At 56.1% G+C, this 12,259-nt stretch carries 11 protein-coding genes and 2 pseudogenes; 7 read left to right on the top strand and 6 right to left on the bottom strand.

What is annotated here, in order from left to right; genetic code table 11:
* Positions 1 to 54: 54 nt before the first annotated feature.
* The 5 genes from AC13QO_RS21940 to AC13QO_RS21920 all read right to left on the bottom strand — a co-directional run bounded on the left by AC13QO_RS21940 (position 55) and on the right by AC13QO_RS21920 (position 6,129).
* A complete protein-coding gene (locus AC13QO_RS21940; RefSeq protein WP_488541804.1) occupies positions 55 to 1,860 on the bottom strand; it encodes a thiamine pyrophosphate-binding protein in 1,806 nt (601 codons plus the stop codon).
* Positions 1,861 to 2,847: 987 nt separating this feature from the next.
* On the bottom strand, positions 2,848 to 3,633 hold the full coding sequence (hisN, locus tag AC13QO_RS21935) for a histidinol-phosphatase (RefSeq protein ID WP_488541803.1): 786 nt from the start codon (positions 3,631 to 3,633) through the stop codon (positions 2,848 to 2,850).
* Between the two features lie 182 nt (positions 3,634 to 3,815).
* Complete coding sequence (locus AC13QO_RS21930; RefSeq protein ID WP_488541802.1) at positions 3,816 to 4,406, bottom strand: DUF1349 domain-containing protein; 591 nt, start codon at positions 4,404 to 4,406, stop codon at positions 3,816 to 3,818.
* A 389-nt stretch (positions 4,407 to 4,795) separates the two neighbouring features.
* The gene (locus AC13QO_RS21925) at positions 4,796 to 5,332 is read right to left on the bottom strand and encodes a hypothetical protein (protein ID WP_488541801.1); all 537 of its coding nucleotides are present in this window, start codon (positions 5,330 to 5,332) and stop codon (positions 4,796 to 4,798) included.
* A 128-nt stretch (positions 5,333 to 5,460) separates the two neighbouring features.
* Positions 5,461 to 6,129, bottom strand: a complete 669-nt coding sequence (locus AC13QO_RS21920) for a transcriptional regulator (RefSeq protein ID WP_488541800.1) — start codon at positions 6,127 to 6,129, stop codon at positions 5,461 to 5,463.
* A gap of 280 nt (positions 6,130 to 6,409) precedes the next feature.
* Between AC13QO_RS21920 and AC13QO_RS21915 the strand changes: the two are divergent.
* The 7 genes and pseudogenes from AC13QO_RS21915 to AC13QO_RS21885 all read left to right on the top strand — a co-directional run.
* A pseudogene (locus AC13QO_RS21915) lies at positions 6,410 to 6,655 on the top strand (DUF4142 domain-containing protein); the annotation flags it as partial.
* Between the two features lie 290 nt (positions 6,656 to 6,945).
* Entirely contained in the window at positions 6,946 to 7,365 is a 420-nt protein-coding gene (locus tag AC13QO_RS21910; RefSeq protein WP_488541799.1) for a hypothetical protein, read from the top strand.
* 67 nt (positions 7,366 to 7,432) lie between these two features.
* A pseudogene (locus tag AC13QO_RS21905) lies at positions 7,433 to 7,566 on the top strand (3-methyl-2-oxobutanoate hydroxymethyltransferase); the annotation flags it as partial.
* An 86-nt stretch (positions 7,567 to 7,652) separates the two neighbouring features.
* The gene (locus AC13QO_RS21900; RefSeq protein WP_488541798.1) at positions 7,653 to 8,282 is read left to right on the top strand and encodes a flavoprotein; all 630 of its coding nucleotides are present in this window, start codon (positions 7,653 to 7,655) and stop codon (positions 8,280 to 8,282) included.
* Positions 8,283 to 8,586: 304 nt separating this feature from the next.
* A complete protein-coding gene (locus tag AC13QO_RS21895; protein WP_488541797.1) occupies positions 8,587 to 10,650 on the top strand; it encodes a B12-binding domain-containing radical SAM protein in 2,064 nt (687 codons plus the stop codon).
* A gap of 265 nt (positions 10,651 to 10,915) precedes the next feature.
* Entirely contained in the window at positions 10,916 to 11,485 is a 570-nt protein-coding gene (locus AC13QO_RS21890) for a 2OG-Fe(II) oxygenase (RefSeq protein ID WP_488541796.1), read from the top strand.
* Between the two features lie 18 nt (positions 11,486 to 11,503).
* A complete protein-coding gene (locus tag AC13QO_RS21885; protein WP_488541795.1) occupies positions 11,504 to 12,070 on the top strand; it encodes a 2OG-Fe(II) oxygenase in 567 nt (188 codons plus the stop codon).
* A gap of 19 nt (positions 12,071 to 12,089) precedes the next feature.
* Here AC13QO_RS21885 and AC13QO_RS21880 read toward each other — a convergent pair whose 3' ends face one another.
* Positions 12,090 to 12,239, bottom strand: a complete 150-nt coding sequence (locus tag AC13QO_RS21880; protein WP_488541870.1) for a JmjC domain-containing protein — start codon at positions 12,237 to 12,239, stop codon at positions 12,090 to 12,092.
* Positions 12,240 to 12,259 lie beyond the last annotated feature (20 nt).

Raw genomic sequence — 12,259 nt, 5'->3', positions numbered from 1 at the left:
TGGAGAGACTGTGGGTTGCGGGGCGCCGGCGGCGCCCCAAGCCTGAAATTGGCTCTACAGATGCTGCTCGAGTTCGCGCATCTTCGCGTAGGCAGCCTGTTCCTTCTCGTAGTAGGCCGGCGACGGGAAGTCCCACCAACCGGTGGCGAACGGGCCAGCGGCGTCACGCGATACGATCACCTCGACGAGAGCAGGCCCACCGCACTCCAGTGCAGCCTTGATACTGCTTTCGAGGTCTTCGTCCTTCTCGACCTTCCACGCTTCGAGACCAAATGCGCGTGCAGAGGCGGCGATGTCGGCAGAATAAGGTTCACCGTTGCCGACATGGTGGTTGAACTCGGAAGCGACGTGGCGGCCCATGAACTTCCGCTGACCACCGCGGATGGACATGTATCCGAAATTGTTCAGCACGAGGAACACGACGTTGATACCGTTCATGACTGCCGTTCCCATCTCCGGAAGAGACATCATGAAATCACCGTCTCCGACGATCGCGACGACCTGCTTGTCCGGGCAGGCCAGTTTGGCTCCGAGCGCTGCTGGAACGGCCCATCCCATCGGCGAGTAGGAACCGGACGTGATGTGGGTGCGGGGCTTGTAGACGGGGAAGCTCTGCTTCACTGATCCTTGCGTATTTCCCGATCCAACGACAACGATGCCGTCACGATCGAGAACCTTGCGAAGCGCCATCAAGGGACGCTGCGACGTGAACGGCGTTTCCCGGCTCGTTTCACGCGGCTCGACCAGGGCGCGCCAATCCGCCTTCGCCTTCTGGACGTCAGCGAGGAAAGTTTCCCGGCGCGACAGTATCTTTGTAGAGTCTGCGTCGGAAATCAGCGACAGGATGGCTTCGAGCGTAACCTTGGCGTCCGCGACGATCCCGACTTCGGTTTCGTAGTTCTTGCCGATTTCGCGTGGATCGAGATCGATGTGGATCAGCTTTGCCGAAGGGATCGAGAATGAGACGCCCTTGGCATACGAGGATGCAGACCAGTCCGTGAAGCGACAACCGACGGAAACGACGACGTCTGCCGAGGCCGTGATCTTGTTGCCGCAGGTCGTGCCGGTCTGGCCGACAGCGCCGATGAACAGCTGGTGATCTTCAGAGATCGCTCCTTTGCCGTTCCAGGTAATCGAGACTGCTGCACCCAGTTTTTCGGCCAGTCGCGTCAATTCCTCGGATGCATTTGCAGAGATTGCGCCGCCGCCGGCGACGATGACAGGCCGCTCGGCTGAAAGAAGGACCTTCACCGCGGCTTCGATCGCGCGCGGATCTGGGTAGGCAATGCCGATCGGAAGCCGCTTCTGGAGGGGATGGATCGTAACGTCGGCGGCTTCGACCTGAACGTCCATCGGCACTTCGACATGCACCGGTCCGGGGCGGCCGGTCAGCATCTCACTGAAGGCGCGATGCATGATGCTGGGAAGAACTTGAACGGAATTTGCTTGCCACGCACGTTTTGTAACCTGCTCAGTGACGCGCGGAAAGGCGTTATCCTGATGACGTTCGAGTTCTTGCATGGTGCCGTGACCGTGCATATAGGTCTGCGGAGAACCTGATACGTAGAAAAGCGAGGTGGAATCGGTTAGCGCTGTTGCCAGACCGATGATGGTATTTGCAGCGCCCGGCCCGACCGAGGTCGAGCAAGCCATCGGCTTCCCGCTGGCTCGGAAGTATCCGTCCGCCATATGAACGGCGCTCTGCTCGTGCATGACCTGGATGAACGGAAGTTGGGAGCCTTCTTCCAGGAATGCGTCGAAAAGCGACCAGATGCCATGTCCTGGCACACCAGCCACATATTCGACGCCATACTCTTTCAGTGCCCTCGCAACGACCTGGCCACCTGTGAGTTTCATCATCTTCACCCTCTAAAGTTCGTTGTTCTTTAGTCGTGGGCTGGCAATGACCGCAGCCGTTCAACTGCGCTTACATTGCGGCCGCATTGGACGGACTCGCAAGTTCGCAGACTCCGAAACGGTGACGCAGGATGAAGCGCACTTTGCTTTACGTCGCTCGAGCCGGGGCAAAGCCCGAAGCCATTTGGATTGCGACGGTAACAACCCGCCCGAGCAGGAGGCGCCTTGTTGAGGCTATTAAGCCATGTGCGAGGGTAATGACGGGCGGTTTCTGAGCTGGCGACCACGTCCGCGTGAATGAGCATTTTGAAGTCAAAAGTGCTTCATACTGCTTAACGCGTGGAATGAGCTGGGCAAAAAGGCACCCTTGGGATTTGAGCGTTGTCACGGATGAATGAATTTTGGGATTTATGAGAATCAGCAAACGATAAAAGGTCATGCGTGGCGGCACTTTGGCGCTTACCGTCTGGCGTGGCGGTTTCAATGTGCGGCTGGAGGGCAGCGTCGGTCGGAGCCGCTGGAGGGTCGTCTCGGAATTGGTCTCTTCGAGTAATTCGCGTTATGCACCTCCTCCTTTTCAAGAGCCCGTCCCGTAGGGCAACAGTCAGAGCGAATGGCAAGAACAGGTGCAAGCATGCCGCCATAGGCAATCTGTTAGGCGGATTCGGGCAGCCAAGTATCAGATCGCTTTGCAGTACCGTCAGATGACTGCCTGCCATTGCGGCCCGTTAAGAGCAAGCGCCGGAAAGCAGCGGACTACTCACAACCACGATGGCAGTTGAGGTAACTTGAAAGGTTTGATCAGATTATCTGGTGTCGGCGATCTAAGACTTGTGCTGACGGCCGCAAAATCGCGTCTAGCGTCAGATTCAGGTCGGGCTATCCTGGACCAGGTGACGGCGAACGCACTGTCCGCCCACCATCTCAGCTACTGGCGGCTCGTCGCGACAGGCTCAGCCCTTGGCGATCGCACCATTGCCGCGCCATGCTTCATCGTCCACGCATCAAAATGCTGATCGCAGCGGCGTGGAGTTTCTCGTTGGCAGAAGCGATTATGCGGCCTCCGTTTTCCGGACGCGACCCGTCAAACGTCGTTACTGTGCCTCCCGCTGCCTGGATAAGCGGAATTAAGGGCACGATGTCGTAAGGCTGCAGACTGAATTCGACGCAGATATCGATGTGGCCGGCCGCCAACATGGCGAAAGCGTAACACTCGCCCCCATATCGGGTCATTTTGACCGTCGCGTCGAGCACATCGAATCGAACGTCGGGGTTCCGGCGCACGCCTTCAGGCGAGTTGGTATGCAAGACGGCATCCGAGAGCTGCGTGCACGCACTTGTCGTCAAGCGGGTTGTAGCGTTGTCCGTCGTGAGCCAGCTTTCGCCGTTGTGGGCCCAAAATCTCTCTCTTGTGATCGGTTGGCTCATCAATCCAGAGGTCGCTCGCCCTTGCTCGCAGAAGCCGATCAGGGTTCCCCATACCGGAATTCCAAGCAGGAAAGGACGGGTGCCATCAATCGGATCGAGGACCCACTGGCAGGCTCCAGCTCCCGTGACGCCGTATTCTTCACCGACAATGCTGTGGTCGGGAAACTCCTCGGAGATCAGCGCTCGCATTGCCAATTCGGCCTCCCGATCCGCTTCCGTCACTGGATCAAAGCGGTATCCCTCTTTTGGCTTTGTTGTCGTCTCAAGCTTTTGCCGAAATCGCGACACTGTCTCGCGGTCGGCAGCGTCGGCTAATCTGTGCAGAAAATCCGCCGTAGGAACTTTCATCGTTTATTCCTGTCTCGTTTGGTGTCTCGAAGCGCCGCGACACCGTTGCTGCATACATCGGTTTTGTTATTGCGATGAGGATGCGCTGTCCTACGCGGCCCTAGGGTTCGTCCTCGTCTCCTGACGAACGTAACATTCGGCGTCAATTACACCGAACCCGCGTGAGCCTGTGCCGATGCCGTTTACGCACCGCTTCGCAGGTCGGCGATTTTCTCATAGGTAAGTTCGATATGGTCGAAGTGCGCCTTTGAGCCCTCTCCCGTCGGCGATTGAACGCCAAAGCCAATTCTAATCGGACGCTTGCGAATGCCAGGGATAGCGAACCAGCGCAGAAACTGCCAGAATTTGCCGTCCTCGGAAAAATGGAATGCAAGGGTATCCCCGTCGCAATAGACGCGCAGCCAGACAGCTTCTCCATGGAAATTCGGGCCGTCGCAATCGTCCGATGTCGTCCGTGTAACGACGCTTACGATTGTTGGCTTTCTAGAAGCCGAGTATTCAAACGCCAGTTTTGCCCAGTTATCGTCGTCGGTCTGCACGAAAATTGCACCCGCGTCGTAAGGCGACGAGAACTCAACTGAGACCCTGGCGATAACTGCGAATGTCTCTTCAGCGACTTCCATGCCTAAGGCAAGCACGTCGTTCCGGCGAAAGCTCTCCGCCGGATGATGGAACCAGTCAGTGCTTCCATTGGCAGTTAGCGTCAAGCTGGTATCGCCGACCACCGCCGCTCCATAATTTTCGCCCCTAACCTGCAACCTCTGCAAATTCATCTACAAACTCCACTTCGATCTAACTTCGACTGTTGTGTTCTGAAGCTCCGGAAAATTTGCCCGACGAGAACACGCGCCCTGGTGAGAAGAGCTAGCAACGCAACAAAACGGCATTAAAATCACACGGAATTTCAGGGCTACAATTTCGCAATGGCCTCAAACCTGACGCGATGTGACGTTGTCGGGTGGATCCGCGAGTAAGCGCCGCTTCGAGGGAGTGGGCTGCGAATTGCGACAGTTTAGACCTTTTGGCGGTCAGCCGACCCTACGCGATTCTTATCTGGTCGCCTTGAACGGAATCGAACCGGCGGCACCGTATTCAAATCTGTGTTTGGGGGGTGCGACCGCTTGCAATCGATGCTAGCTCTACGCGCTGCAACACGAGAATTTCACCGTTCAAACCGCTCCAGCATTTTTCTTAACTGCTCATTTTGCAGCCTGAGCTTTACAGCCAGCTGACCCCTGAGCAATCTGATCTCTTCGTCGAGGCTCATCTCGTCTGCATGGGAGACGTGTGAAATCGCTCCCGCTTTCTTGCCGCGACTTCTTTGCTTTGGTGGGGCGACCTCCACAGCTCGCTTGAGGTCCGTACCACCTCGTGCAGCAGTGACGTCGATACCGAGCTCACCGGAAAAAGCAGGAGCAGCGGCCCCTTCGTTCTTAGTGCCCTCGCGGTCGACCTCGTCGGCCCCATCGTTTTCGGTTTTTTCGGAAAGCACAGGCTGAGAGGAAACAGCGACGGCTTGACCAGCCGTCTCGTCGCTTGCCGGCCGATCAGCGCCATTTACGCTCTCGCTGGCAGCCGCGTCAGCTAAACCCGCAGTAGCCGACGCGTCCAGCGTCGCCTCGCTGGTCGAGCCGTTTTCTTTCTTTTGTTCGCGTCCCGGTGAGATCAGTCGGGCCAGAAATTTCCAGGGAGACGCCATCTATCCACCCTCGAGCTTTATTCCGCAAGCAGGCTGCAAATTTTGGTGCCGGCAACGGCATCCACCGTTGCCAAACTGTTTTTTTGATAACCATAGAAATGCGGCCGGCGATTGACCGGCTGCTTATATCAATCGAGCTTGAGCCGCTTGCGCAGATCGGCGTTTTCAGCGCGAAGTTTTTCGGCAAGAAGCTTGCGTAGTCGTTGATTTTCTTCTTCCAACTGCAGGAGATCTTCCATCTCATCGATCGCCTTCATCGGCGCGGCCGAGGCGGTCTGCACAGCTTTTCTAGCGCGGCCTGCAGGCGCGCGTTTGCTCGCGGCAGCTTCGATCGCCTTTGCCTTGCGCCCTCTTCTCCTGCCGTCGCCAGCGCTGGTCAGAGCAGCTGCTGGCTTTGTCGCAGCGTCAGCTGACGCCGTCTGGGGTGCCGCCGCTTTCTTGGCACGGGGCTTGCGCTGCTTCTTCGGCGCAGTGGGCGTTTCGACAACGGCCGGCACATCGGCGTTGGTTGTCGCATCAGTCTCGTCGGCCATGCTCATCTCCTGTGTATCAGATACAGTTGTTGACGCCCCAAGAGACGGTGTCAACAACGACTTACCGTCAGGTTCCGGGAAAGACAATTCGCCGTCAGATCTGCTACGCTGAGAGCTATCTGATGGATGCGGCGATGTCTCTTCCACCAGATCGCGAGCGACTGACTTTAGATCCATGTTACCCCAGATCGAGTTCGACTTGGGATCGAGTTTTCGCCTGCCGTTCTTGTACTCGACGGCAAAACTGCGCTGCACTTTTCTCAATATAAGAGGCCCTGGGAATTCATAGGATGGTTTGCTGATATGCGGTTACATCACGAATAGCGCCTACCGGACGACCCGTCCATAGGCATGCTCATATCAGATCGTCCGCACCATTCCGGGAGCAGAATTTATGGCCAATCGAATGGGGCTGAGGGCGGCCTATACGCTCAAAGCTCTTGGAAGAAAACGGCACCAGTAGTTAGTCGCGAGACATTTTCACAGGGTTCCCGACGATGCATTATGCGATCTTTTTGGCCGAGAACATGAACATCCCAGCAACAAGGCCACGCTTCCCGCCGCCATGTCGTCGGCTCAGCAAAGCATGTTGGACAAGCTGAACGGCCTGAAAGGAGACGATTTTAATAAGCAATATCACTCCGATCAGGAGGAAGCCCACGAAGATGCGGTCGACCTCTTCAAGCGCTATGGTGATGAAGGGGACAATCCCGCGCTGAAGGCATGGGCCGCAAGCACCCACCCTGCTCTGGAACATCACCTTGAGATGGCCAAGGAACTCAACAAGTAAGCTGGATCAACCTCGGGGTCGTTTGGATGCCGAGGTCTTTTCAAGTGAGCCGGTCGGAGGCGAGGATGAATGACGACGAGAAAGGAATGCGCGCCTACCAGATCTGGGAAAGCGAAGAGCGTCTCGGGAAACGAGATCCGAGGCTACGTTCGAAAAGTCGGGGACAAGGACGAAGACAATACGATATTTCCCGGCGAGGAGATGGAGCCAGACGCTGCGTTCCAGGTGGCCGAGACCCACAAAGGCAACAGCACGCGACCCGTGGTCATCGAATTGGTCGAAGGAGTGGAATGGGATCCGGCGTGGGCGCCTGCTATATCAGCCGAGCTGAAGGGGGATCGTATCGGAGGTATGATTTTGCCGCTCAGCCAGCGAAAGGTGACGTCCTCACGCCGTTCATGAAAGCGGGTAACATGGCCTTTTTGATCGAGATCCCGCTCCCCGTGTCGGGCGGTGACGCCCGTAGCCATTTCGATGCCGTGCGCAGCGAACTGGCCGACAAGTTTGGCGGCGTAACCCTTTATTCAAATGCTCCGGCAGAGGGGATATGGACCGACGGTGGTTCCGTCGAAAAAGATCGTATGATCGTCGTCGAAGTGATGGCGGGCGATCTCGATCGGCAATGGTGGGCATCCTACCGGAAGGCCCTGGAGTTCCGCTTCAAGCAAAACGAGATAGTTGTCAGGTCGACGGCAATCGACCGGCTTTGACGTTCCGCGGTGCGCCTGCAAAGGCTGCCGGAGCGGCCGAATTCTTACGTTTAAGTGCCAAAAGACAATGGAGACCACCACCAGCGTGACGCTCGACATGATGACCGCCACGGCAAGTCGGTGGTGCCGTTCGGAAGCTATCAGGAGTCCGAGAAGGTTACATTTCGCAACGCGGTTTGCATCCTGCAGGAAACCGACTGCGGACAATGCATTGCATTCTGGTTAACAAGGAAGCTCTAGACTAGGATTAGCGCCATGCTGCAGCAGCCGGCTGAAAGGATCGCTTCGTGCCTACAGGAAAAAGAGTCCAAGGAGAAGCTAGTGCGCCCCGGGAAATGGTCTGCGAAACTGTCGTGCTCGGCGTCAGCGGTGCGGTGGGAGCGACGGAAGTACCACAATTGATAGTGCTGCTCCGCCGCGAGTTCTGCCGACGCGTGCAAGTAGTCATGACCCGGACGGCCGAATTATTTTTGACGCCCTATGCTGCCGAAGTTTTCTCCGGCCAATCCGTTGGCACCAGTTCAGAGCTTCCGAATCCAAACTCTTGGCAAGGCCACATCCGGCTCGCGAAGGAGGCTAGTGTCCTGCTTGTCGCGCCTGCAACTGCAAACATGATCGCAAGGCTTGCGATGGGCCTTGCAGAGGATTTGGTCTCGACAGTAGCGCTCGCGGCGACGTGTCCGAAGGTCATAGCGCCCGCGATGAACATACGGATGTTCGAAAACGCCACAACACAGCGAAACTTGCGAGAACTTCGTGAACGTGGCTTTTACATAATAGAGCCCGTCGTCGGAATCGAGGTGGCTACGATGGAGGTCTCTTTCGGGTCGATGCCTCAGCCTCGGGAGATTGCGAACTTCCTCTTCAACGTCATGGCTGCGAACGCAGGGGAACAGGATCAGCCGGAGCGGACTTGATCTCCTCAGGGCTGGCAGGCACCAACACTTCCAAAGTAGAGGATTCGAGAGGGATGTCATGCTTTGCCGCGAGTTCGGCTAGTGCATCCGCGAAAGAGCGGCAAAACGCCTGGTTAAGAGCCAAATGTGCCCTCAAGCGCTCCATATCGGAGAACTTCCGCAACGGGTTTGACTCGCGTTGGAATTCGTTCAACTGTACACCTCAATTTCTGGATAATCTGCCACACTCCGTGGTTGACGACAAGCACGCGTATGCCGTATTGTCTTCAACTTAGCGGTTACTCGCGTTATGGGTGGGATTGTCGTGCTCGGTGACATTCGCTATCTATTGATCCATCCGCCCCTCACCGATCCGACAGGGCCATACCACTCAATTTCCTATCTTGTGGGGCATGCTGAGTCGCAAGGCTTCCCGAGGCATTCGGTAATCGATGCCAACATCGAAGCTCTAGAGTGGGCAGCTCAACCCTCTAATGTGCGGGACTTGCTCCAGTTCGCTGAGGCGACGATCACGGAGACCGAAGCTTGTGAAGCGCCTTCTAGGGGAGCGCAAATGCGTTACCGAATTGCGCTCGCGTCGAGTGGCCTTCATAGCGAGTCAATACAGCGCGCGATTGACGTATTCAAGCAACCAGACCTTTTTTATAGCTTTCCGGATTATTCTGAAGCCGCCGACGTCCTCGGCCGCTGGCAGCGCCTACAGAACCTGCACGGCAGGCCAGGCCAGGCGATTAACTTTCGTCTAGATCCATACGGACCCGTCAATCTGCGCCGCGTCGCAGACCTCACCGAGACGAGCTATACACGATCACTGATCGAACCTTTCCGAGGCTACATCGAGGGCGCCTTCACAAACAGCGTTCGTCGCTGTGAGCCTGCAGTGGTGGGCTTCTCCATCGCGTTCCGTACGCAACTTCCATTCGCTTTGCACCTCGCAACCATCATCCGCCGCCAATTTCCGAACGTGGTCGTGTGTGCTGGCGGGACTGATGTTACAGACATTGTAAAGAACGTGCATGACTCGAAGCTCCTTTGGCAGCTGTTTCGAGATTTCGACGCTCTCGTGGTTGGAGAAGGTGAAAGCGCGTTTGTCTCGATCCTTCGAGCGGTTCAGGCCGGAGGTGCTTTGAACGAAATCCGATCCCCTGGCATTTTGGTCAGAGAGACGAACATTAATCAAATCTCATCGAGTTACGAGAACGTCAGTGCGCTCGGCTCCCCGAATTACCGTATTTGGAATCAGTATGCATATTGGGCCCCTGAACAAGTACTGCTCTACTCACCCACTCGTGGCTGTTACTGGAATCGCTGCACTTTTTGTGACTACGGTCTCAACGATGGCATGCCAACGTCCCCGTCACGAGAGAGGGCAATCGACCGCGTTATTGGCGATCTTAATCAAATCGCCCAGCAAACGAGTGCAATGTATTTGGCTGTCGACGCCATCTCGCCGTCGTTCATGAAAAAAATGTGCAAGGCGATTGAGGATAATCGATTTAACCTAGTCTGGAGCGCCGAAGTTAGGCTCGATCGGAGTTTGCGAAACTGGGAGCGCGCAGCCACGCTCCGAAAGGCTGGATGTGTAGCACTCTCTTATGGGCTCGAATCCGCCTCTCAAAGGGTTCTCGATCTGATAGATAAAGGTATACGGATTGATGAGGTCGCATCGATCTTGCAGGAGATGAGGCGCGCCGGAATAGCGTCGCAGATGATGTGCTTCACGGGATTTCCAACAGAGAGTTTCGAGGAGGCGCAGACCACTTTTCAGTTCCTCAAGGCCCACTCGGATTTGTGGTCCCTCGCTGGAAGCGGTGAGTTCACGCTCACCCCGGGTGCGATCGTGGCGAAGGAGCCAACTCGGTTCGGCGTCCACGACCCTGTTGTACCGATCGGGGACGATATCCCAGATGATCTCCTTTACCGCGGCGCAGACGGCGCGTTCGTCCGAAAAGATAAATGGCGACGCCAGTTGTCGCGAAATGGAGAAAGTATTAGGCGGCTGGAACATGACCGTCCTTTCGTTGGCGGCATCGACACTGCTCACACCATTTTGTACGCAGCCCGCTATGGCGCGGGCTGGTTCGCTTCCTGTCAGGCGACGGCCAAATCTGAGCAGCGGGTTGGCGAACCGATTCTAGAGCGAGCACACGCGACAACACCGTTCTGGGGCTTTGATGGATTTGGCCACGAGGGTGAGATCGAACTCAAAAAACAGGACGGTTTCGCTCGTGGGATTGCGTATGGGATCTCGGAGTTCGATGAGTGGTTTTCCGAACAGAAGGATGCCGAACGGCGCAAGGAGCACCGGCTCCCGCTGTGCATCAACGCGAATGGCAGGGCTACGATCAAAAGTGTGAATTGGATCTAAATCGAGTTAGCTCATAACGGGAGATGGAAAGATGAGCACTGACACCGCTGACGAGGTAAGTCGCATCCGAATGAAGCTCAAGACAGACGGCAGGTTTCGCCTTGAACTCCTAGCTCGCATTTCTCAACTAGCTCGGGAGCACGGCGTAGAAGTGAGCGATGATGTTCTCAGAAATCTGACTCTCGCTACAACTGACGAATTGGACCTTCCTCTTTCCGGGGATCCGCCACTCCCGGGTGGGCAAAACTGCTAACACCAAACTTGAGTGAGGTTGGCTTTGACTACTACCCTGCAATCTTCGTCGCAGAGTGGGAGCCGCGGGTCTTCCAGCCTGCTTACCATAAGCGTCTTTGGCTCCAAAGACTGTCAATCTATTATCGACGAGGCAGAGACGCGCGCCGGTTGGAGGATTGCAGGAGCGGAGGCTCGCGATTCACGAGTGCTGACGCTCAATCTTCGCGACTCCTTCTTCTCCTCTGTAGCTGAAAGAGTGGAGAGACAGTGTACTCCCGCGGCGACGCAACACTGGGGCTTGAAGGGCCTGCGATTAGAAGAGCTCTCAGTGGTGCGATATAACCGCGATGCTGAAGTGCCCTTACACACGGATACAGGCCCTTTTAAGCGTCACCGGGTAGCTTCGATCGTGTGCTATCTCACTGACGGTTTCATAGGAGGCGACCTTGTCGTCCCCCACCTCCATTTCAAAGGTATCGCTAAGTTAGGAGAAGCTATCTTATTCCCCTCTGCAGAACTCCACAGTGCCACAAGGCTAGCGTCGGGAGATAAGACGATCCTGGTCGGATTTCTCTGGGAAAAAACTGCTGCTTGGATCTGAACTTCTGAGGAAAATGAAATGGCAATCCCTGGGGGCGGCTTCCTGGAATGCCGAGGGCTAAATGCCCAGCTTTGCGCAGAGATCATCGCTGAACTGGAAGCGGGCGCTTGGGAGGCTGCCCGCGTATTTCGGCCGGATCAGCCTACTCAGAACATACTCGACCAGACGGCGAGGAATTGCTTGAGATTGGGCTTTAGCCCCAATTGGTCTGCCGCGAAACAACTATGGGACTTAATCGAGAACACGATTATTCCCGACGTATCAGAACATTGGCACATCAAGCCTGACAGCGTTTCTCCCATAGAGTTTCTGAAGTACCCCGAAGGGGGCTTCTTCTCTCCGCACAGGGATGTAGGGCCGGGATTCCAAGATCGCATGCTAACGATCGTTGGATACTTGAACGCAGACTATCTAGGTGGTGAGCTGGAAATTCACCATCCGGTTAGAGAGGTGATTGTGCCACGGACAGGACGAGTAGTGGCGTTCCCGTCGGACTATGTTCACGCAAGTCGTCCGATCGCGCGCGGCACCAAGCTTGCATTCGTAGTCTGGTGTCTCAAGAAACCAGTACAAAGCTGGCTGTGAACGGGACTTCCGAGGCTGTCTAAAAGGACGCCCGAAAGTCAGGATGGTCCCAGCGATACCCCGCCGCCACAAGATTTTGCATGCTGAGAGAAATGCAAGGGGTAAGATTCTCGACACAGTGCCACCACGCTAGCGGTACAAAAAGAATGTCACCGGGAGCGAGTACCACCTCTCCACTGTAGCCGATAG

The sequence above is a fragment of the Rhizobium sp. CNPSo 3670 genome, assembly GCF_057784555.1.
This window is presented reverse-complemented; position numbering and strand designations above follow the sequence as displayed.